At 73.4% G+C, this 19,761-nt stretch carries 19 protein-coding genes; 9 read left to right on the forward strand and 10 right to left on the reverse strand.

All coding sequences use genetic code 11. The features are described 5' to 3' along the window. Window positions 1–9: 9 nt before the first annotated feature. Window positions 10–420, reverse strand: coding sequence for a PPOX class F420-dependent oxidoreductase (locus ACFV6I_RS08705; protein ID WP_380424001.1), 411 nt, complete (start codon window positions 418–420; stop codon window positions 10–12). Window positions 421–445: 25 nt separating this feature from the next. Continuing rightward, window positions 446–1,741 carry a D-alanyl-D-alanine carboxypeptidase family protein gene (locus tag ACFV6I_RS08710; RefSeq protein ID WP_380424011.1) on the reverse strand — a complete coding sequence of 432 codons (1,296 nt, stop codon included), beginning with the start codon at window positions 1,739–1,741 and terminating at the stop codon, window positions 446–448. Window positions 1,742–1,961: 220 nt separating this feature from the next. Here ACFV6I_RS08710 and ACFV6I_RS08715 point away from each other — a divergent pair, with 220 nt between their 5' ends. Next, on the forward strand, window positions 1,962–2,159 hold the full coding sequence (locus ACFV6I_RS08715) for a hypothetical protein (protein ID WP_363373336.1): 198 nt from the start codon (window positions 1,962–1,964) through the stop codon (window positions 2,157–2,159). Window positions 2,160–2,167: 8 nt separating this feature from the next. Here ACFV6I_RS08715 and ACFV6I_RS08720 read toward each other — a convergent pair whose 3' ends face one another. After that, entirely contained in the window at window positions 2,168–2,983 is an 816-nt protein-coding gene (locus tag ACFV6I_RS08720) for a TetR/AcrR family transcriptional regulator (protein ID WP_380424002.1), read from the reverse strand. 82 nt (window positions 2,984–3,065) lie between these two features. On the opposite strand from ACFV6I_RS08720, the gene ACFV6I_RS08725 reads away from it, so the two are divergent. The 3 genes from ACFV6I_RS08725 (at window position 3,066) to ACFV6I_RS08735 (ending at window position 8,985) form a co-directional block, all read left to right on the forward strand. Then, on the forward strand, window positions 3,066–3,917 hold the full coding sequence (locus ACFV6I_RS08725; protein ID WP_380424003.1) for a siderophore-interacting protein: 852 nt from the start codon (window positions 3,066–3,068) through the stop codon (window positions 3,915–3,917). 590 nt (window positions 3,918–4,507) lie between these two features. Beyond that, entirely contained in the window at window positions 4,508–7,858 is a 3,351-nt protein-coding gene (locus tag ACFV6I_RS08730) for a S8 family serine peptidase (RefSeq protein WP_380424004.1), read from the forward strand. A 158-nt stretch (window positions 7,859–8,016) separates the two neighbouring features. Beyond that, window positions 8,017–8,985 (forward strand): alpha/beta fold hydrolase, encoded by a 969-nt coding sequence (locus ACFV6I_RS08735; RefSeq protein WP_380424005.1) that lies wholly within the window; start codon window positions 8,017–8,019, stop codon window positions 8,983–8,985. Between the two features lie 63 nt (window positions 8,986–9,048). Here the strand turns inward: ACFV6I_RS08735 and ACFV6I_RS08740 are convergent, their stop codons facing one another. From ACFV6I_RS08740 to ACFV6I_RS08755, 4 genes are all read right to left on the reverse strand, one after another. Beyond that, window positions 9,049–9,249: a hypothetical protein gene (locus ACFV6I_RS08740; protein ID WP_063346158.1), complete on the reverse strand. Its 201-nt coding sequence runs from the start codon at window positions 9,247–9,249 to the stop codon at window positions 9,049–9,051. A 137-nt stretch (window positions 9,250–9,386) separates the two neighbouring features. After that, window positions 9,387–9,968, reverse strand: a complete 582-nt coding sequence (locus ACFV6I_RS08745) for a TetR/AcrR family transcriptional regulator (RefSeq protein ID WP_380344857.1) — start codon at window positions 9,966–9,968, stop codon at window positions 9,387–9,389. A 139-nt stretch (window positions 9,969–10,107) separates the two neighbouring features. Then, window positions 10,108–11,499, reverse strand: coding sequence for an amidase (locus tag ACFV6I_RS08750; protein ID WP_380424006.1), 1,392 nt, complete (start codon window positions 11,497–11,499; stop codon window positions 10,108–10,110). Beyond that, window positions 11,486–11,764, reverse strand: coding sequence for a hypothetical protein (locus tag ACFV6I_RS08755; RefSeq protein WP_380424007.1), 279 nt, complete (start codon window positions 11,762–11,764; stop codon window positions 11,486–11,488). Before ACFV6I_RS08755 ends, ACFV6I_RS08750 begins: the two co-directional genes overlap by 14 nt. Window positions 11,765–11,893: 129 nt before the next feature. On the opposite strand from ACFV6I_RS08755, the gene ACFV6I_RS08760 reads away from it, so the two are divergent. Then, window positions 11,894–12,796 carry an MBL fold metallo-hydrolase gene (locus ACFV6I_RS08760; protein ID WP_380424008.1) on the forward strand — a complete coding sequence of 301 codons (903 nt, stop codon included), beginning with the start codon at window positions 11,894–11,896 and terminating at the stop codon, window positions 12,794–12,796. Window positions 12,797–13,221: 425 nt separating this feature from the next. Then, window positions 13,222–13,947 carry a DUF4328 domain-containing protein gene (locus tag ACFV6I_RS08765; protein WP_380424009.1) on the forward strand — a complete coding sequence of 242 codons (726 nt, stop codon included), beginning with the start codon at window positions 13,222–13,224 and terminating at the stop codon, window positions 13,945–13,947. Window positions 13,948–13,988: 41 nt separating this feature from the next. On the opposite strand, the gene ACFV6I_RS08770 is transcribed toward ACFV6I_RS08765, so the two are convergent. The 3 genes from ACFV6I_RS08770 to ACFV6I_RS08780 all read right to left on the reverse strand — a co-directional run bounded on the left by ACFV6I_RS08770 (window position 13,989) and on the right by ACFV6I_RS08780 (window position 17,223). Further along, window positions 13,989–15,419 (reverse strand): VWA domain-containing protein, encoded by a 1,431-nt coding sequence (locus ACFV6I_RS08770; RefSeq protein WP_380424010.1) that lies wholly within the window; start codon window positions 15,417–15,419, stop codon window positions 13,989–13,991. Further along, window positions 15,416–16,288: an AAA family ATPase gene (locus ACFV6I_RS08775; protein WP_380371543.1), complete on the reverse strand. Its 873-nt coding sequence runs from the start codon at window positions 16,286–16,288 to the stop codon at window positions 15,416–15,418. Before ACFV6I_RS08775 ends, ACFV6I_RS08770 begins: the two co-directional genes overlap by 4 nt. A 263-nt stretch (window positions 16,289–16,551) precedes the next feature. Then, on the reverse strand, window positions 16,552–17,223 hold the full coding sequence (locus ACFV6I_RS08780; RefSeq protein WP_063346150.1) for a hypothetical protein: 672 nt from the start codon (window positions 17,221–17,223) through the stop codon (window positions 16,552–16,554). Between the two features lie 387 nt (window positions 17,224–17,610). Here ACFV6I_RS08780 and ACFV6I_RS08785 point away from each other — a divergent pair, with 387 nt between their 5' ends. The 3 genes from ACFV6I_RS08785 (at window position 17,611) to ACFV6I_RS08795 (ending at window position 19,695) form a co-directional block, all read left to right on the forward strand. Beyond that, window positions 17,611–18,363: a TetR/AcrR family transcriptional regulator gene (locus tag ACFV6I_RS08785; protein WP_063346149.1), complete on the forward strand. Its 753-nt coding sequence runs from the start codon at window positions 17,611–17,613 to the stop codon at window positions 18,361–18,363. Between the two features lie 142 nt (window positions 18,364–18,505). Continuing rightward, window positions 18,506–19,162: a DUF6230 family protein gene (locus tag ACFV6I_RS08790; RefSeq protein ID WP_063346148.1), complete on the forward strand. Its 657-nt coding sequence runs from the start codon at window positions 18,506–18,508 to the stop codon at window positions 19,160–19,162. Between the two features lie 2 nt (window positions 19,163–19,164). After that, window positions 19,165–19,695, forward strand: coding sequence for a DUF6114 domain-containing protein (locus tag ACFV6I_RS08795; protein ID WP_244293257.1), 531 nt, complete (start codon window positions 19,165–19,167; stop codon window positions 19,693–19,695). The last annotated feature ends 66 nt before the right edge of the window (window positions 19,696–19,761 follow it).

A 19,761-nucleotide genomic window follows, 5' to 3' on the forward strand; every position in this document is an offset into this window, starting at 1 on the left:
GGTGGTGCGTCAGGTGAGGGTGATCCGGATGCCGACGGTGCCGCGCTCGCCGCGGCGCAGGCGGCTGCCGAGCAGGGTGAGCACACCGAGCAGGCCGTACTTCTGGCGCAGCAGGGTGCGGTAGGCGGCGGTGCGTTCGGGGCCGAGGATCTCGGCGGTGGCGGGGTACTGCTCGCCGGTCGGCCGGCCTTTGACGTCGCAGGGGCCCACCAGGACGTCCGCGCGGTTGCGGATCCGCTTGACCTTCCAGGTGTCGGCGACGGTCCAGCCGCCGAGCGCCTCGCCGTCGCGCACCACCCACACGGGGGTCGGCACGGTGGTGCCGTCCTTCTTGTAGGTGGTGACGAGCAGGTAGCTCCCGGAGGAGAGGCTGACGATCCGGGCGAGCCGGTCGGAGGGAACGGGGTCGGGCGTGGTCATGGCCGGAAGTCTAGGGCGTGCCTGATCATTCCCGCCGGGCGCGCGGCAAGGCGTGCCTGACCAGGGCCCGGGCCCGGCGGGCCAGCCCGTGGTGGCGGTGCCCGCCGAGGGCGGTGGCGCCCGGGTCGGGGAGCGCGGCCGGGTCGGCGGCGAGTGCGGCGCGGCGGCGGGCGGCGGTGCGCGCGGCGGCCCACAGGGCGAGGACGGCGCCGAGTGCGATGGCCGTCCAGGCGGCCGGGGCGAGGCCGGGGTCGTTGCCCCGGACGGCCTGCGGGTGCGCCTGGCCGGCGGTGGCGGCGGGGGCGGCGGACGAGGCGGCGCCGGCCCGGCCGGTGATGGTGGCCGGGTGGGCGGCGGCGGTGTCCTCCACCAGTTGCCCGACCGGCTGGACCTTGTCGGCCGCTGCGAAGCCCCAGTCGAGCAGCTCGGCCGCCTCGTCGTAGACCCGGGTCTGGGTGTCGGGGTGCATCACCGTCACCAGCAGGGTGCGGCCGCCGCGCTGGGCGGCGCCGGTGAAGGTGGCGCCCGCGTTGGTGGTGTAGCCGTTCTTGACGCCGATCAGGCCCTGGTACTTGCCGAGCAGCCGGTCGGTGTTGGCGATGTCGAAGCTGGTGCGCTGCCCGGTGAGCTTGTCGAGTCCGCCGGGGAAGTGCGCGGTGCGGGTGGAGCAGTAGGAGCGGAAGTCGGCGTTGCGCAGCCCGGCGCGGGCGAACAGGGTGAGGTCGTAGGCGGAGGAGACCTGGCCGTCCATGTCGTAGCCGTCGGGGGAGACCACCTTGGTGTCGCGGGCTTGCAGGGCCTGGGCGCGGGCCTGCATCTCGGCGACGGTCTGCTGGAGGCCGCCGTTCATGTGCGCGAGGACGTGGACGGCGTCGTTGCCGGAGCTGAGGAAGACGCCCCGCCAGAGGTCTTCGACGCGGTACGGCAGGTCCTCCTTGACGCCGACGAGGCTGCTGCCGGCGCCGACGTTGGCCAGTTCGGCCGTGGTGACCTTGTGCTCCGTCGTGCGGTCGAACTTGGGCAGCACGGTGTCCGCGAAGAGCATCTTCAGGGTGCTGGCCGGGGGGAGCTGGAGGTGGGCGTTGTGGGCCGCGAGGACCTCGCCGGTGCCGGCGTCGGCGATGAGCCAGGACCGCCCGGTCAACGTGGGCGGCAGCGCGGGCGCCCCGGCCAGCGGAGCGACCTGGACGGTGGACTGGCCGAGCCGTTCGCCGCCGATCGCACCGGCGGCGTCCTGCCCGGGGGCGGTCGGGGCGCCGGCGGCGAGCATCAGGGTGGACACCGCGGCGGCCGCCGCCACTCTGCTGACATGCTGTGGCATCTGCTGCACACGGCGAACGTACCCGGGGCGCCGCCGGGCCGCCGCGCCTGCTGCTCCGTCCGGATCCCGGGTGGCACGGATCCCGGGCGGTACGGCGGTCCGGACCCCGGGCGGCACGGCGCCGGGACGGCCGGGGGAAGGCGACGGGACGACTTTGGTCATCCCCGGGTCGCGCCGAAAGTCGGATTCCCGGGCGCCGGGAGCTGCCTAGGCTCGGGGTATGAAGACGCTGCTCGGCTATCTCGGTTTCGTGCTGATCCTCGGCGGCGGGTCCGGCCTGGCGGCGGACTGGCTGGGGGGCTTCCGGCTGTTCGGCTTCGTCCGTTTCCTGGTTCCGGACGGCCATGAGACCGCCGGGTACGCCACTCTGCTGGTGCTCGGCATCCTGCTGGCGATCCCGGCGGCCCGCCGAGGCTGATCAGCGGTTCAGCCCAAGGCCTGATCCGCGTCCCGATCGGAGCCCTGTTCGGAGCCCTGATCAGCCCCCGCCCCCGAGGCCGCCACACCGTCGAGCAGGACGGCGAGCCCGGTGCGGAAGGCCGCCAGGTCGCGGTCCTGCGGCGTGCCGTCGCCGGCGCCCTGGAGGGCGGTGAGCAGGGGGAAGCGGTCGGTGAAGTCCGGTGCCAGTTCGGCGAGTCGGGCGGATCGGGTGGTCCACCAGTCCTCGTCGGCGATGCCGGTCGCGGCGGCGGCGCCGCGCGATTCGGCGGCCACGGCGGCCGTGCCGCGGACGAACTGCCAGAGCGCCGCGACGACGCCGTGCAGCCGCGCGGGTGCGAGGGCGGCCGGTTGCAGGGCGCGCAACAGGCCTTCCATGGCGGCGAGTTCGGCCGGTCCGAGCACCGGGCGGGCCTGCGAGACCTGGAGGATCCAGGGGTGGCGCAGGTAGCAGGCGTACAGTTCCTCGGCCCAGGCGGTGACGGCGGGTCGCCAGCCGTCCAAGTCTGCGACGTCCAGCCCTAGTTCGCCGAGTGCCCGGTCGTGCATCAGGTCGAGGACTTCGGCCTTGCCCGGGACGTAGGTGTAGAGGGCCATGGCGGTGCGGCCGAGTCGTTCGCCGACGGCGCGCATCGATAGCGCCGCCATGCCGTCCGCGTCGGCGACCGCGATGCCGGCGGAGACGATCGCGTCGACGCTGAGGCCCGGTTTGGGGCCGCTGCGCCCGGCGTGCGGTTGCGGTGGTGTGCCCCAGAGCAGGGACAGGGACCGGTGGGCGTCGCCCTGTCCGGCGTAGACGACCATGCAGCAACTCCTTATGGCGTAAAGTATCCTCGGCCGCGACAACTCTTTATGCCGTAAGGTTATCAACCGAAGGGGTTTTTCGATGACACTGCCCGTCACCTTCGTCGAGGTCGTCGAGGTCCGCCGGATCACGCCGCGCACCGCCCGGGTCACCTTCGAGGCCGAGGCCCTGGCGGACTCCGTGGGCACGGCGCCCGACCAGCAGGTGAAGCTATGCTTCCCCCGCCCCGGCCAAACGGTGCCCGAACTGCCCGCGCAGAGCGACGACCCGATGAGCTGGTACCAGGCGTACCTGGCGATCCCCGAGGCCCGGCGCCCGCTGCTGCGCAGCTTCACCCTCCGGCGCCGCCGGCCCGGCACCCGGCTGGTCGAGATCGACTTCGTGCTGCACGGTGACACCGGCCCGGCCGCCGCCTGGGCGGAGCGCGCGGAGCCCGGGCAGCGGCTCGGGATGGTCGGCCCCTCGGCGCTGTACGCCCCGCCGGTCCCGCTCGCCGAGGCCGCCGCCGCTGCCGACTGGGTGCTGCTGGCCGGGGACGAGTCGGCACTGCCGGCGATCGCGACGCTGGTCGAGGCGCTGCCCGCCGGGGTCCGGGCCCTCGCGTTCGTCGAGGTCGCGGACGAGGCCGAGCGGCAGCCACTGGAGGGCCGCGCCGAGCTGGCCGTGCACTGGCTGGTCCGGGGCGGGGCGGCCCCCGGGGTCGTGCTGGCCGGGGCCGTGCGGTCCGCCGAGCTGCCGGCCGGCACGCCGTTCGCCTGGCTCGCGGGGGAGGCGGGCGCGGTGCGGGCACTGCGCCGCCACCTGGTGGCGGAGCGCGGCGTGCCGAAGCGGTCGATCGACTTCACCGGGTACTGGCGCCACCGGCTGACCCAGGACGACGCGCCCACCGCCGAGGATCTGGCGGACGCCCAGGAGCGGTTGGCCGCCGGCTGATCGGGTGCTGATCGCTCCGGTGGCCGGGGGATTCCGGCCACCGGAGCGCCGGTGCGGACGCGTCCCCGTTCTGTCATGTCCGGTTTCAGAGTGGGTCCTGGGGGAAGGGTGTGTGGCGGTGCTGACGGTGTGTCCCAGGTGGCGGTGGTCCGCCACTGTCCAGAGTTCGCCACCGATTTTTTCCGACCGGGATCGGACAGTTCCGACCGGGTCTGGTCAGCGAAAAGGGGCGGACATGGCCCGATTTCTGCCGTGAATTTTACTTTCTGATGGTCTTTTTTACTTTCTAATGGGGATTTCCCCCCTTGTCGTGGTCGTGTCGGATGCGCTGGAATGCGACCGCTGTCGGGACGCGCGGTCCGGAGCAACCACGCGTCCGACCTGGATCCGCGTACGCTGGGCCGCGCAACCTGACGTCTCATCAGACGAAAGGATGTCCATTGATCGGCTGGCGGAAATCCCAGCTAGCGGCTGCCGTCACGGTCACCGCCGCGTCCATGGTCCTGACCTTCGGGTCCAGTGCCAACGCAGCTCCGCTCCCGGACCCGCAGAACGCCCCCGTGGCGTCCGCGGACGGGACCCCGGTGCCGGTGATCGTGATTCTCAAGGACCAGATAGCGGACGCCCCGGCCGACAGCGGCCACCTCGGCGCCCGTCAGCAGAAGGCCGCGAACGCCCAGGCGCCGCTGCTGGACAAGGTCAAGGCCAACGGCGGCACCAACATCAAGAGCTTCGTGGTCGGGAACGCGTTCTCGGCCACGGTGAGCCCCGCGCTGCGTGCCGCGCTGCTGGCCGACCCGGCCGTCGCCTCGGTCGTCGCGGACGAGCAGGTCACCGTCACGCCGCCGGCCGCCGGCAAGGCCGCGGCAGCGAAGGACGCCGCGGACACCAAGGCCGGCGCCAAGTCGGCCAAGGCCGCCGCCCCGCAGGCCGTTTCGGGCAGCAACGGCCAGGGCGCCGAGCAGAACGCGACCAACACGATCTGCCCGTCCGACCCGTCCCAGCCGCTGCTGGAGCCGGAGGGCCTCTACTCGACGCACGCCGTCGGCGCCGACGGCAAGCCCGGCGCGGCCGACCTGGCCACCGGCAAGGGCGTCAAGGTCGCCTACATCGCGGACGGCCTCGACCCGAACAACCCGGACTTCATCCGGGCCGACGGCTCGCACGCGGTCGTCGACTACCAGGACTTCGCGGGCGACGGCGTGAACGCGCCGACCGGTGGCGCGGAGGCCTTCGGCGACGCCTCGGCGGTCATCGCCCAGGGCCGCCAGGTCTACGACGTCTCGAAGTTCGTGAACGCCTCGCGCGGTCTGCCGGCCGGCTGCAACATCCGCATCCGCGGCCTCGCCCCGGACGCCTCGCTGGTCGCCCTGCGGGCCGGCGGCGAGATCATGTCGAACTCGTCGATCCTGCAGTCCATCGACTACGCGGTCTCGGTCGCCAAGGTCGACGTGCTGAACGAGTCCTTCGGCGGCAACGTCACCCCGGACAGCGGCGCGCACGACACCATCTCGCTCTTCAACGACCAGGCCGTCAAGGCCGGTGTCACCGTCTCCGTCTCCACCGGCGACGCGGGCATCAGCGGCACCATCGGCACCCCGGCCACCGACCCGAACGTGATCGCGGTCGGCGCCTCCACGGACAACCAGAACTACCAGCAGACCGGCTACGCGGCCGCCCAGTTCTCCAACAAGACCTGGAGCAACAACCGCATCTCCGCGCTCTCCTCGGGCGGCTTCACCCAGGCCGGCCGCACGGTCGACCTGGTCGCGCCGGGCGAGTCGGACTGGGCGCTCTGCTCGCCCGACACCAGCAAGTACACCGACTGCACCGGCTTCAGCGGCCAGGGTTCGCCGATCCAGTCGTTCGGCGGCACCAGCCAGGCCGCGCCGTTCGTCACCGGCGCCGCGGCCCTGGTCATCCAGGCCTACCGCGACACCCACAACGGCCAGTCGCCCGCCCCGGCGCTGGTGAAGAAGTTCATCACCGGCACCGCCCAGGACCTCGGCGTCCCGGCCGAGGAGCAGGGCGCCGGCCTGCTGAACGTCCGCGCCGCCGTCGAGGCCGCCCGCGGCTACCACGCCGGCTCCGGCGCGTCGGACAGCAAGACCGTCGTCGTCACCACCGGTCAGGTCGACATCGCCGGCAACCCCGGCTCGACCCACACCGCCGACGTGACCGTCACCAACACCAGCTCCGCCCCGCAGACGGTCAGCGGCGCGACCCGCACCTTCGTGCCGCAGTCGAGCAACCAGCAGACCGTCCAGCTGGACACGGCCTCCACCGACACCTTCAAGTACGCCACCAACGGCGCCACCTGGGTGCAGAAGCAGGTCAAGTTCACCGTCCCGGCCGGCGCCGACCGCCTCGCGGCGTCGATCGCCTGGCAGGGTGCGGCCAGCCCGGTCACCAACGGCTCCGTGGTCCGCATGACGCTGCTCGACCCGTCGGGCCGCTTCGAGACCAACACCCGTCCGCAGGGCGGCGCCACCCCGGCCGACTTCGGCCTGGTGGACGTCCCGCACCCGGTGGCCGGCGAGTGGACCGCCGTCCTGTACACCCCGGCGGGCAAGGCCGGCTACAACGGCGCGGTCCAGCTGGGCACCGCCACCCAGCGCGCGGTGCCGGCCGGCGCCGTCAGCCCGAGCGTCGCGGACCTGAAGCCGGGTGAGACCAAGACCCTCAAGGTCCAGCTCACCACCCCGGGCACCAGTGGCGACTCCAGCCAGGCGATCACCGTCGCCAGCTCCAACGGCACCGCCACCAGCGTTCCGGTCGTGCTGCGCAGCCTCGTCCCGGTCAACCAGGGCAAGGGCGCCTTCACCGGCACCATCACCGGTGGCAACGGCCGCAACGCCTCGCCGACGCAGAGCTTCGCGTACGCCTTCGACGTCCCGAAGGGCCAGAAGGACCTGCGGGTCGGCGTCACCGTCGCCAAGGACCCGAAGCTGCTCATGCAGGGCGCGCTGATCAGCCCGAACGGCACCCCGATCGACATCGAGGGCAACGGCCTGCTCGACGCGCAGGGCAACCTGACCGGCACCACCGCCGGCGTCTCGGCCACCACCGTCAACCCGGCCGCCGGCCGCTGGCGGTTCGTCCTGAACGTGCTCGGCCCGGTCAGCGGCCAGGAGCTCGCCCAGGACTTCACCGGCACCGTCGCGTTCAACCAGAACGTCGCCACCGCCGCCGGCCTGCCGAACGACCCGCACGCCAAGCTGGCGGCCGGCAAGCCGGTGACCGTCCAGGTGAACTACACCAACAACACCGTCGCCACCCAGAAGATCTCGGCCGACGGCCGCCTGGACCGCCGCACCGACCTCCCGCTGGTGCCGCAGGGCGCCTCCGCGACGGTCACCCTGCCGCTGAGCCTCACCTCCGCGGTGCCGTCCTTCCTCGTCCCGCCGGGCACCGACCAGCTGAAGGCGGTGGCGGCCTCCTCGACGCCGGCCCACCTGGAGCTGTCCGGCACCACCGGCTCGCCGGACCTCTTCGGCGACCTGAAGAAGGCCCAGGACGGTTCGACCATCTCGGTCGTGACCGACAACGGCAGCGCTTCGCAGCCGGTCCTCCCCGGCGTGTGGGGCACCTTCCTGCAGCAGGTCGGCCCGTTCGGCACCGCCGGCGCCCCGACCGGCACCGCCACCATCACCGCGACCGCGCACACCCAGGCGTTCGACCCGGCGCTGACCTCCAGCACCGGTGACCCGTACGCCCTGGCGGTCAACGCCTCGGCCCCGGCCGCCAACCCGGTGACCGTCCCGTCGGGCGGCAAGGGCTCGCTCCAGGTGACCGTCACTCCGACCGGTCCGAAGGGCAGCACCGTCCACGGCGTGCTGTACCTGGTGTCCGCCCCCAGCTCGGTGGCGACCGCCAACAACACCCTGGGCACCACCGGTTCGGTGCTCGCGGCGATCCCGTACAGCTACACGGTGAACTGACCTTCCATCACCGTGCCGAGGCCGTCCCGGAGTTCCGGGGCGGCCTCGGTCGTTTCCCCGGGGTCGGTGGGAATACCCCGCGCTCCCGGCGGTGTTGTGCCGGGCGGGACCGGGGCGAAACGGATGCGCCGGCCCTTCCACCGGACCGGGAGCGGGACTTGAACGACGCGATCAAGCACAGCCACGTCGAGGTGAACGGCGTCCGTCTGCACGTCGCGGAACAGGGCGAGGGCCCGCTGGTCCTGCTGCTGCACGGCTTCCCCGAGAGCTGGCACTCCTGGCGCCACCAGTTCGCCCCGCTCGCCGCGGCCGGCTACCGGGTCGTCGCCCCCGACCAGCGCGGCTACGCCCGCAGCGAGCAGCCCGAGCGGGTGGACGCGTACTCCCTGCTGCACCTGGTCGGCGACGTCACGGCGCTGATCGGCGCACTCGGCGAGGAGCGGGCCGTCGTGGTCGGGCACGACTGGGGCGCGCCGGTCGCCTGGGCCACCGCCGCCCTGCGGCCGGACCTGGTGCGCGGGGTCGCCGGGCTGAGCGTGCCGCCGCTGGCCGGCGGGCCGCGGCCGCTGCGGGAGTCCCGGGAGAACTTCGGCGAGGGCTTCTACCAGATCTACTTCCAGGAGCCGGGCCGCGCCGACGCCGAACTGGCGGCCGACGTGAAGTCCAGCTTCCGCCGCATCCTGGGCGGTGGTCTGCTCCGCGAGGGGAAGCCGCAGCCGTGGGTCGTCCCCGAGGGCAAGGCCCTGCTGGACACCATCCCGGAGCCGGCGCAGCTGCCGGCCTGGCTCACCGAGGCGGACATCGACGCCCTCGCGGCCGACTACGCCCTGCACGGCGAGCACGCCTTCACCGGCGGCCTCAACTGGTACCGGAACATCGACCGCAACGCCGAACTGATGGCCGCCTTCGACGGCGTGACGATCGACGTGCCGGCGCTGTACGTGGCCGGCGAACAGGACATGGTGAACGCGCTCGTCCCGCCGGCGGTGCTGGCCCACCTGCTGAGCCGGGTGTCCAAGCTGCACCGCCACGTCCGGCTGCCGGACACCGGGCACTGGACGCAGCAGGAGCGCCCGGCGGAGGTCAACGAGGCGCTGCTCGACTTCCTCAAGCACCTGGACGCCTGACGCCCGCCCGGCTCCGGCCCGGGTGCCGGGTCGGAGCCGGGCGGCGGAGGTCCGGCGGCGCGATCAGTGGTGGTGGTGGCTGCCCATGGGGTGGTCGCAGGCGCGGCACCTCCGGATGAAGAGGAGGCTCAGGCCGACGGTGACCACCGCACCGAGCGCCACCCCGGTACCCCGCACCGTCTTGCGGGCCGCGTTGCCGCCGATCGAGCCGGTGCACCGTGAACAGTTCTGGCATCCGGTCCGGACCGGGATCTTCTTCCCCACGACGCTTCCTCCCAGGCGAGGTCCCGACCAGCGGCCGGGCTCGTGAACGTCCCGCAGCAGCTTATAACTTGAGCTGCCCGTTCATGACTTGAGCTGCCCGTCCTCGCCCGGCGAACGATCATCCGCCCGGCGAACGATCATCCGCTCGACGGACCGGCCCCGTACGGGTCGAGGAGTTCGGCCACGAGCCGGCGTGCGTACGCGGGGTCGAGGCCGGCCGGGCGGAAGAGGATGCGGTACATCAGGGGGGCGACGACGCCGTCCATGACCGTCTCGACGGCGGGGGTGTCCTCCCCGCGGCCGCCCGCCCGGCTCAGCACGGCGTCGACCTGTTCGGCCGCGTAGTCCGAGCACTGGCCGGCGTTGCCGCCGTCCGGGTCGCCGAGCAGGGCGTCGCGGATGTAGGCGCGGCCCGAGGGGGAGGCCATCTCGTCGAGGAACTGCTCGGCCCAGGCCGTCAGGTCGGACCGCAGGTCGCCGAGGTCCTCCGGTGCCGCGTCGGGCCGCAGGCGCTCCACGGCGACGTCGGACAGCAGCTCCTGGAGGTCGCCCCAGCGGCGGTAGACCGTCGACGGGGTGACGCCCGCGCGCTGCGCGACCAGCGGCACCGTCAGCGCGTCGCGGCCCACCTCGGCGAGGAGTTCACGCACAGCGGTGTGCACCGATGCCTGGACCCGGGCGCTGCGCCCGCCGGGGCGCACCATCTGTTTGCGACTCATGATAAACACCTTAAAGCACAATCCTTGCGTTTACGGGTGCCGGGGTGCCGGGGTGCCGGGGTGCCGGGGTGCCGGGGCGCTCGCCTCGGAGCCGGGCCGGGCCGGGCCGGCGCCGTCCGGCCCGGCCCGCCTGCTGTTCTCAGACCGCCGGCGCGAGCGCCCGCGCGGGCTGCGTCCGCTCGTAGGCGTGGCCGACCCGCAGCAGCGTGCGCTCCCCGAGCGGCCGGCCGAGCAGCTGCATGCCGATCGGCAGGCCCGCCGCGTCCCGGCCGACCGGGACGGACAGGGCGGGCACCCCGGTGATGTTGGCGGGGGCGGACAGGCGCACATAGGCGTCGGGGACGCCCTCGACCGTGCCGTCGGGCCAGGTGACGGTCTCCTGGTCGGCCCGTACCGCGGTGACCGGGACGGTCGGGGCGGCGATCACGTCGACCTCCTCCAGCATCCGGGCCCACTCCCGCCGCATGAGCGTCCGGGAGCGCTGGGCGCGCAGGTAGTCCCCGGCGGTCATCAGCTCGCCGGCCTCCAGCAGGACGCGGACGTCCGCCTGGTACAGCTCGGGCACCGCCCGCAGGGAGTGCTCGTGGTAGGCGGCGGCCTCCGGTGCCACCAGCCCCCACAGGGTCGCCTGGAGGTAGCGGGTCATCGGGATGTCGACGTCGACGAGTCGTGCGCCGAGTGCCTCCAGGTGCCCGATGGCGCGCCGGACGGCGGCCTCCACCTCCGCGTCGACGTGGTCGAAGTAGTAGCTGCGCGGCACGCCGACGCGCAGCCCCGCCAGGTCCGTGCCCGCGCCCGGCCGGTGGTCCACGGCGGGGGCGGCCAGCGAGGCGGGGTCGCGCGGGTCGTGTCCGGCGAGGGCGTCCAGGACGAGGGCCGTGTCCTCGACGGTCCGGGCGATCGGGCCGACGTGGTCCAGCGACCAGGACAGGGACGTGACGCCGTGGCGGGGGACGAGGCCGTAGGTCGGTTTGAGGCCGACGACCCCGTTGAGCGCGGCGGGCACCCGGATCGAGCCGCCGGTGTCGGTGCCCAGCGCGAAGGTCGCGGCGCCCGCGGCGACGGCGACGGCGGATCCGCCGCTGGAGCCGCCGGCGACCCGCTCGCGGTCCCAGGCGTTGCCGGTCTGCGGGGTGGTCAGGCCGTAGGCGAACTCGTGGGTGTGCGTCTTGCCGACCAGGATCGCGCCGGCCGCGGCCAGGCGGGCGGCGACCGTGCTGTCGGTCTGCGCGCGGTGGTCGGCGCGGACCCGGGAACTGGCCGTGGTGGCGAGCCCGGCGACGTCGATCAGGTCCTTGAGCCCCATCGGGACTCCGTGCAGCGGCCCCCGGTGCAGGCCGCGCGCCGCTTCGTGCTCGGCCTCGCGGGCCGCCCGGCGCGCCCGCTCCGCGGTGACCGCGACGTAGGCGCCGAGGTGCGGTTCCACCTGCTCGATGCGGTCGAGGACCGAGTCCACCAGTTCGACGGGGGACAGTCGCCGGGCCCGGATCTCCTCCGCGGCGGCGGCGAGGGAGAGTTCATGCGGCTGCATCGTGCTCCTCCTCTTCCGTGGAGTGGGGGCTTTCCGCGCGGTAGGCGCTGGCGGGCGGGGTGTCCCCGAAGTCCAGCTCCCGCAGGACGGCGACGACGGAGAGCAGTTGGTTGGCGGTGGCCGCGACCGCGTCGTGGCGGTCGGCGGGCAGGGGGAGCCCGGCCCGGGCGGCCCAGCGGGCGGCCTCGGGCGGCGTGAGGTCGGTGGCGGGTGGCGTGAGGTCGGTGGTGGGTGGTTCGCCTGAGGGGCGTTCGGCGGAGGACATGGGCGTTCTCTCCTGATCGGGGCTGGCGCGAGATGGCACCCGCAGCAAAAGCTAACCGTTTGCGTTAGCCAGACTGTAGGTCCTACGATGGCTTAACGCAAACGGATTGCGTTTACGGGAGGAGTCCCCATGTCCAGCGCCACGTCCGACGCCCCCGCCCCCGTCTGGACGGTGGGCGGCGTCACCGTCCACCGCATCGACGAGACCCTCCTGCCACCCGCGACCGGGCCCTGGCTGCTGCCCGAGGCCACCCCCGAGGTGGTGACCGGCCACGACTGGTTGCACCCCCACTTCGCCGACCGCGAGGGCGTCCTGCACCTCGACAGCCACAGCTTCGCGTTCACCGTGGGCGGGCTGCGCGTCCTCGTCGACACCGGCATAGGCAACGGCAAGGAGCGGGCCAACCCGGCCTGGCGCCACCTGCGGACCGACTACCTGGAGCGCCTCACCGCCGCCGGCTTCCCCCCGGACTCCGTCGACCTGGTGATCCTCACCCACCTGCACGCCGACCACGTCGGCTGGAACACCCGGGAGGTGAACGGCGATTGGGTCCCCACCTTCCCCCACGCCCGCTACCTCACCTCCCGCGCCGAGCGGGAGTTCTGGGCCGGGTACGACCTGGAGGAGGCGCGCAGGCAGATGTTCCTCGACTCCGTGATCCCGGTCGAGCGGGCCGGGTTGCTGGACCTCGTCGACGTCCCGGCCGAGGGTGTCGAGATCGCCCCGGGCCTGCGCCTGATCCCCACCCCCGGTCACACCCCCGGCCACGTCGCCGTCGAACTGACCAGCCGGGGCGAGGCGGCGCTGATCACCGGTGACTGCATCCACCACCCGGTCCAGCTCGCCCACCCCGCCATCGGCGCCTGCGTCGACATCGACCCGCGGCAGTCCGAGGCCTCGCGCCGCAAGCTCCTCGGCTCCCTCGCCGACACGGACACCCTGCTGCTCGGCACCCACTTCGCGCCGCCCACCGCCGGCCGCGTGCTCACGGACGGGGACGCCTACCGGCTGCTGCCCGTCCCCTCGGCCTGACGCCGCGTTCGACCTCCCCGGGACGCTCGCACCCCTTCACCAGTCCTGCGCCCGGGGCCCGTCGACCGCACACCCGTCTCGATCGGGACGGGCGCGCGGGGTGGGGGTGGTGAGCCGGAGTCGGTTCCCCGGGGCTCGATTCCCGCGCGATCTGTCGTTTATCTGGCGATACCGCCTCTGAGCTGCGAAATCCTGCTGGCAGCAGACGTCGGTGATCCCCTAGAGTCGGCGCGCCCGCCCCGGTCGGGGCGCTGGCGGCACCGGCGTGCGAGTCCGAGCACGCGGCGATTCCAGGAGTTGACGATCTGATGGTGTGTGTGGCGTGTGGGGCGCGTCCCGCGGGGACCGAGAGCCGACGCTGCTTCGGCTGCGCGGAGGCGGCCCCGGGCTGGGCGGCGGCGCTCCGACCGGCGAACGGCCTTGCCGTGGCGGTCTACGTCCTGCTGGGGTTGAACGCGGTGTTGGCGGCGGCGGCGGTCGTGGCCGACGTCTGGGGCGATGTCCTGTTGGGCCGGTTGGTGGACGGCTCGGGCGACATCGGCCTTGACGAATTCGATGCCCTGGACTCCCTGGCGAACGGGCTGGACAAAGCCGTCATTCCGCTGATGATGGTCACCGCCGTGGTGTTCATCATCTGGTTCTACCGCATCCGCCAGAATGCCGACCTGCTGCTGCCGAACGGGCACCGCCTCGGACGCGGCTGGACCATCGGGGCCTGGGTCACCCCGGTCGTCCTGCTCTGGTTCCCCTGGCAGCTGATGGTGGACTGCTGGCGGGCGAGCGCTCCGCTGGACGCGGAGGGACGGCGTCGCGCGGTGTCGGAGAAGGTCCTGGTCCTGTGGTGGTCCACCTGGATCGGCGCGCTGGTGGTCAACCGGATCGCCAACTCGAAGATGAAGCACGTGGACGTGACGGTGCTCGCCAGCCTGGGGGACTTGCGCGAGACCATTCGGGTGGAGGCCGCCGGCTCGGTGCTGCGCCTGGTCGCGGCCGTCGCGGCGATCGTGGTGGTCCAGCGGCTGACGGCCATGCAGTCGGCGCGCCGGGCCGACATCAACCCGCTGGCCGCCAGGGCCGCGCAGGTGGCGGCCGAGGAGGCCCGGGCGCAGGCGCAGGCGCAGGCGCAGGCCCAGGCTCAGGCCGAGGCGTAGGCCCAGGCTTCGGCCGCCACGGCAACGGACTCGGAAGCTCCCTAGACCGGCAGCAGGCGGGCGATCAGTTCGCCGAGGCGGCGGGCGTTGCGGCAGGAGTGCATCTCCACGACGCCCGCGTAGGCGGCTGCGGCGGAGTCGCCGGTCGGCCAGAGGGCGGGCTGCTCGGGGTTGAGCCAGTGGACCCGCCGGGCCCGGCCGGCGATCCGGCGCAGCGCGTCCAGGTTCGGGTCGCGGTGGTTGTTGCGGGCGTCGCCGAGGATCAGCACGCTGGTGCGCGGGCCGACCGCGTCCAGGTGCCGTTCGGCGAACTCGCCCAGGGCGGAGCCGTAGTCGCTGTTGCCGTGGTGGCCCATCACCTTGGCCTCGGTGAGGATCCGGGCGGCGAGCCGGGCCGGGTCGGCGTCGCCGCGCGCCAGCAGGGCGGTGACCTCGGCGGTGCGGTTCACGAAGGCGAACACCCGTACCTTGCTGAACTGTTCGCTCATCGCCTGCACCAGCAGCATGGTGAAGTCGGCGAATCCGGCCACCGAGCCGGAGACGTCGCACAGCAGTACCAGTTCCGGCCGGGCCGGGCGGCGCAGCCGGTAGGCCGGGCGCAGCGGCACCCCGCCGGTGGACAGCGAGCGGCGCAGGGTGCGGCGCAGGTCGATCTGTCCGCGTGCGGCGCGGCGGCGCCGGGCGGCCAGCCGGGTGGCCAGCTTGCGGGCCAACGGGTGGACGGTGCGGCGCAGTTCGGCGAGCTGGTCGCGGCCGGCGGCGAGGAAGTCGATCCGGTCGGCGGTGGGTGCGACGGCGCGTTCGGCGATCCGCTCGGCGCCGCGCAGTTCGGCGACCCGGCGGCGGGCCTCGGTGGCGACCAGGGCGCGGAAGTCCTGGATGCGGCGGCGGATCTCGTCGGCGAGGACGCGGTCGGACAGGTCCGGGGCGGTGGCCTGCTCGCGCAGGGCGGCGAGGATCCGGGCGAGCAGCGTCTCGGGGGCGAGCCGGCCGAGCGCCTGGTGGGCCGACCAGCCGTCCGAGGCCGGCGTGGCTCCGGCGCCGTACCGGCCCAGGGCCTCCACCACCTCGCCGGCCAGCCGGGCCTGGGCGGCCCGGTCGTCGGCGGCCAGGGCGGCGGCGAGGCGCTCGCGCAGGTCGTCGCGCAGCGGGTCGGGCCGGCCGGGGCGCGGCGGCCGGGGGTCGTCCGGGAGTGCGGGCGGGTCGGCGCGGACGGCCTCGGGGGTGCCGACGCCGAGCGGGAAGAACAGGTCGAACGTGGCGTCGAAGGCGGCCCGTTGGGTGTCCGAGCGCAGCAGCGCGGCGGCCAGGCCGGCCCGCATCTGCTCGCGGTCGGCGAGCCCGAGGACGTCGAGGACGGCGGCCGCGTCGACCGTCTCGGCGGGGCCGATCCGCAGGCCGTGCCCGCGCAGCGCGCGGACCAGGCCGGTGAGCCGGGCGGCGGTGTCGGCCGGCGGTGGGGCGGTGGTCATGCGACGGTGAGCTTCCGCGCGGCCTTCCGGATGTCGTCCTGGTGCTTGAGGATCACCCCGAGGGTCTCTTGGACGACCGCCTCGTCGAGGGTGTCGGCGCCGAGCGCCAGCAGGGTGCGGGCCCAGTCGATGGTCTCGGCGACGGACGGCGCCTTGCGCAGGTCCATCGCGCGCAGCGCGCCGACCACCCGGACCAGCGAGGCGGCCAACGTGTCGTCCAGGCCGGGCACCTTGAGCCGGACGATCTGCCGCTCCAACTCGGCGTCCGGGTAGTCGAGGTGGAGGAAGAGACAGCGTCGGCGCAGCGCCTCGGACAGTTCGCGGGTGGCGTTGGAGGTGAGCAGCACGAAGGGGCGGCGGCTCGCGGCGATGGTGCCGAGTTCGGGCACCGTGACCTGGAAGTCGCTGAGCACCTCCAGCAGCAGGGCCTCCACCTCGACGTCGGCCTTGTCCATCTCGTCGATCAGCAGCACGGTGGGCTCGTCGCCGCGGATGGCGGTGAGCAGCGGGCGGGTGAGCAGGAACTCCTCGCCGAAGATGTCGGTGCGGGCCTCGTCCCAGCCCTCGTCGCGGCCGGCGGTGATCCGCAGCAGCTGCTTGGCGTGGTTCCACTCGTAGAGGGCGCGGGCCTCGTCGATGCCCTCGTAGCACTGGAGCCGGACCAGCCGGGCCCGGCCGACCGCGGCCACCGCCTTGGCGAGTTCGGTCTTGCCGACCCCGGCGGGGCCCTCGACCAGCAGCGGCTTGCCGAGCCGGTCGGCGAGGAAGACGGTGGTGGCCACGGCGGTGGAGGCCAGGTAGCCGGTGGCGGCCAGCTGGTCGGCGGTGTCCGCCACCGATGCGAAGAACCCCGTGCCGTCGCCGCTCATCTGCCCGCCCCGTTCCTGTCCGCCCTGTCCGTGCGGCAGCACCCTACCGGCCGGTCACTTCGCTGTCTCGGGGCTTCGGCGGGGTGGCGCGGCGCGGGGCCGGGGTCGTGGCGTGCTGCCGGATCACCTGGCGGGCGCGCGGGCGCGCCGGAGCGGTGTACGGCAACCACGGCCGCCGTACACCGCCCGTCTGTTCCCGCCGGTCTCGGCCGTCAGTCGACGGGGCCTGATCGGACGTCAGTTGGTGCGTGCCCCTCGGGTCGTCAGTTGACGAAGATGAGCGGGCTGCCCGCCACCGAGGTGTCGGTGACCGGGCCGTAGGTGGCGCTGAACCAGCCGGTCGAGAAGCACAGGCCCGAGCCGGAGACCAGGTTGAACGGCTGGGAGGAGAAGCCGATGGTGTTGCCGGTGTTCGAGGTGGTGCCGTTGATCCCGGTGGTGGTCTGGTAGACGCAGTTGATGCTGCCGAGGATGGTGTTGAGCACCACCGTGGTCTTCATCGCGCCGGCCGCGCCGGGGGTGAGGGCGACCGGGTTGCCGGGGCCGTCGCCGACGGTGTTGGTGAACGGCAGGTTGTTGACGGTGATGCTTTTGACGCCGGTGACGCCGAGGACGTTGGAGGAGCAGGAACCGAAGGTCTGGGTGTTGAGCTGCTCGACCGCGCTGCCGGGGGCGGCCGGGTTGGCCGTCACGGTCGCGGAGAAGGCCGAGTTGGCGCAGCTGATGCCGCTCGTGCCGCTGGCACTGCTGTAGAAGGTGGCGGCGGTGCCCGAGACCAGGCTGGCGGTGAGGACGTCGCCGACGGCGACGTCCGGGCCGCTGCTGCTGCCGGTGGTCAGCACCGCGGAGCCGTCGGCCTGGGCGGGTGCGACGGCGGCGCAGGTGAAGGCGAGGGCGGCGAGGGCGGCGGTACCGAGCGTACGGCGAAAGCGCATGAGGGTGACCTCTCTCCGTGCGGAGACGGGTGGGGGTGGCCCGCGGTGCGGGTGTGGTGGCGTGCACGGCGGGGGAGGTGCGTGGGCATGGCGTACCGGGGGCTTCGCGGGGCCGTGGTGCGGCGGGCCCGGCGCCACGGGCCCGCTCGTACGGCACAGCGGTGTGAAGGTGCGGACGTGCGCTGCGAGTGCAGGAGTGCACGTCGGCGGCTGCCACCGCCGCGGGCCTGCGTCCGCTCGTGGTCCCGTGGCCCGGGCTGTTCGCCCGGGGCCGCCGGAGCCCCTGGAGGTCGTCCGGTGGTGACAGGGTCGCCCACCGGTTGGAAACCTGTCAGTGTTGTAAACCCGATGTTGCGTCAATGTCAATACAGGTAACAGGAGTTGGTGATGGAACGGAAACACCTCCGAAGTGCCGACGTGATCCTGCTGCCGGGCGCGCGGGCCGGTCGTGACCCGGCCCGGTCCATCAAGCGCGGCCCGAGCCGGCTGCCCCCGGGCGTGGTGGCCGCGACCCAGCGCGAGCGGCTGCTCGACGGGCTGGTCCAGACGGTGGCCGCGCGCGGCTACCAGCACGCCACGGTCAGCGACATCTGCCGCGCGGCGGGTGTGACCAGGCCGGTTTTCTACGAGCTGTTCAGCGGCAAGGAGGACGCCTTCCTGGCCGCGCACCGGCACGGCACCGGAGTGGTGCTCCGGCGGATGGCGGCGGCCTTCGCGGCGGAGTCCGACTGGTGCGCCGGGATCCGGCAGGCGCTCGGCGCGATGCTCCATCTGCTGGCGGGGACACCGGCTTTCGCGACCATGGCGGTGATCGAGATCGAGGCGGTCGGACCGGCCGGACGCCGCGAGCGGGACCAACTCCTCACCCGGTTCCGGGCGTTCTTCGCCGAGGTGCCCCAACCGCCGGTCGGTGTGCGGGTGGTGGAGCTGGTGGACGCCGTGGTGGGCGGGGTCTACAGCGCGCTCTACCGGCGGATCGACTCCGGCCGGACGGTTCAACTTCCGGAACTCCTTCCGGTGTTGAGCATGTTCTGTCTCGCGCCCTTCCTCGGCCCGGCGCAGGCGGCCGTCCGGCTCGGGTTTCCGATCGGTGAAGATCCTTCGTGCACCCGTATTGACCCGGCCACTACCGGGCAGTAGCTTCCCAGTTACTCAAAGCGCGGCTTGACCGTGCCCGCCCCGCTGCCGAGGGGCGGGCGGCCCGGTCGGGCCGTGGAACGCTGTCCGCGCCAGGGCACCGTGCCAGTGCCTGCACATCCCACCCACCCAACAGGGAGCACACATGGCCATGTCCGAGGACGCCGCCGCCGCGGCCGAGACCCCGGAGACGCCGACCGGCAGCAGGAGAGGGCGGGTACGGCTCAAGCGCAGCGCCTGGATGGCCGTTCCGGCCGTCGCCGCGGGCGCCGTCCTGATGGCCCTCACCGCCCAGGGCGTACTCGCCGCCCAGTTCTCCATCAGCGGCATGCCGTTCACGATCACCGCGGACAAGCTCGACGGCAAGGGCTTCGCCCAGTTCGGCAGCCTGGACTCGATGATCCCCGACAGCCCCAACCAGGGCTCCACCGGCGGTCAGGTGCTGGTCGCGGTCTCGGCGATCAAGAAGGCCGAGATCACCAACCTGTGCCAGAGCGTGGACCTCGGTGGCGTCAACCTGGTGATCCACGCCGGCGACGCCGGCACCCCCGTCGCCGCCACCGACCTCACCACCGACTCCGACATGCTGTCCGGTGACGCGGAGTTCACCAACATCGAGATCGGCGGCGACGCCAGCACGTACACCAAGGCCGGCAACGCGGGCAAGGGCAACCCGGGCGTCTTCGGGCAGCAGGCCGACACCGTCGTGCTGACGCACCTCAAGCAGCACAACTACGCGAGCACCGCCGTCGGGTTCAAACTGCCCAACCTGCGGCTGAGCTTCAGCTCCCAGGGCTGCTGACCATGACGGAGTCCGTACCGGAGCCGGCCGGTTCCGGCGAGGGCGTCGCGGAGGGGGCCGTGGGGACGGCTCCCGCCCCCGCTCCCGCCACCACCCGACCGGTCAAACGCGACTGGCGGGGCCAACGGCCGTTCTGGGGCGGGCTGCTGGTGCTGTTCGGCGGCGCCGAGATCCTGTTCACCCTGCGTGCCCCGCTGCCCGTCGTCCTGCACATCGGGATGCAGGGGCTGGCGGGCTACCTGGTGCCGGCGGTGATGGTGCTGTGCGGCCTGCTGATCCTGTTCAACCCGGCTCAGCGGCTGTTCTACTCCGTCCTCGCCGTGCTCGCCGCGCTGGCGAGCTGGCTCACCTCCAACCTGGGCGGCTTCGTGATCGGGATGCTGCTCGGACTGGTGGGCGCCTGCCTCACCTTCGGCTGGCTGCCCGATCAGCCGCTGCGCCGGGGGCGGCAACGGCGGGAGGACCGGCGCCAGGAACGCCGGTCGTCCCGAGCGGGCACGGCCGGGGCCGGGGCCGACCCGGCCGGGGTCTAGCCGGCCGGGGTCTGGCCCGAGGCGCCCCGACGGCGCCCGCCCCCTGGTGATGGGAGAGCACCAGGG

This window comes from Kitasatospora sp. NPDC059803 (assembly GCF_042732255.1).
In the GTDB taxonomy this organism is placed as follows: Bacteria; Actinomycetota; Actinomycetes; order Streptomycetales; family Streptomycetaceae; genus Kitasatospora.

Coding starts and splice junctions, on each gene's coding strand:
- ACFV6I_RS08720 (WP_380424002.1), bottom strand. CDS start 2,983: ATGGTCGTCTACGCCGGACAGGGCGACGCCCACCGGTCCCTGTCCCTG.
- ACFV6I_RS08790 (WP_063346148.1), top strand. CDS start 18,506: ATGGCCATGTCCGAGGACGCCGCCGCCGCGGCCGAGACCCCGGAGACG.
- ACFV6I_RS08725 (WP_380424003.1), top strand. CDS start 3,066: ATGACACTGCCCGTCACCTTCGTCGAGGTCGTCGAGGTCCGCCGGATC.
- ACFV6I_RS08770 (WP_380424010.1), bottom strand. CDS start 15,419: ATGACCACCGCCCCACCGCCGGCCGACACCGCCGCCCGGCTCACCGGC.
- ACFV6I_RS08775 (WP_380371543.1), bottom strand. CDS start 16,288: ATGAGCGGCGACGGCACGGGGTTCTTCGCATCGGTGGCGGACACCGCC.
- ACFV6I_RS08710 (WP_380424011.1), bottom strand. CDS start 1,741: ATGCCACAGCATGTCAGCAGAGTGGCGGCGGCCGCCGCGGTGTCCACC.
- ACFV6I_RS08715 (WP_363373336.1), top strand. CDS start 1,962: ATGAAGACGCTGCTCGGCTATCTCGGTTTCGTGCTGATCCTCGGCGGC.
- ACFV6I_RS08755 (WP_380424007.1), bottom strand. CDS start 11,764: ATGTCCTCCGCCGAACGCCCCTCAGGCGAACCACCCACCACCGACCTC.
- ACFV6I_RS08795 (WP_244293257.1), top strand. CDS start 19,165: ATGACGGAGTCCGTACCGGAGCCGGCCGGTTCCGGCGAGGGCGTCGCG.
- ACFV6I_RS08745 (WP_380344857.1), bottom strand. CDS start 9,968: ATGAGTCGCAAACAGATGGTGCGCCCCGGCGGGCGCAGCGCCCGGGTC.
- ACFV6I_RS08785 (WP_063346149.1), top strand. CDS start 17,611: ATGGAACGGAAACACCTCCGAAGTGCCGACGTGATCCTGCTGCCGGGC.
- ACFV6I_RS08750 (WP_380424006.1), bottom strand. CDS start 11,499: ATGCAGCCGCATGAACTCTCCCTCGCCGCCGCCGCGGAGGAGATCCGG.
- ACFV6I_RS08780 (WP_063346150.1), bottom strand. CDS start 17,223: ATGCGCTTTCGCCGTACGCTCGGTACCGCCGCCCTCGCCGCCCTCGCC.
- ACFV6I_RS08760 (WP_380424008.1), top strand. CDS start 11,894: ATGTCCAGCGCCACGTCCGACGCCCCCGCCCCCGTCTGGACGGTGGGC.
- ACFV6I_RS08705 (WP_380424001.1), bottom strand. CDS start 420: ATGACCACGCCCGACCCCGTTCCCTCCGACCGGCTCGCCCGGATCGTC.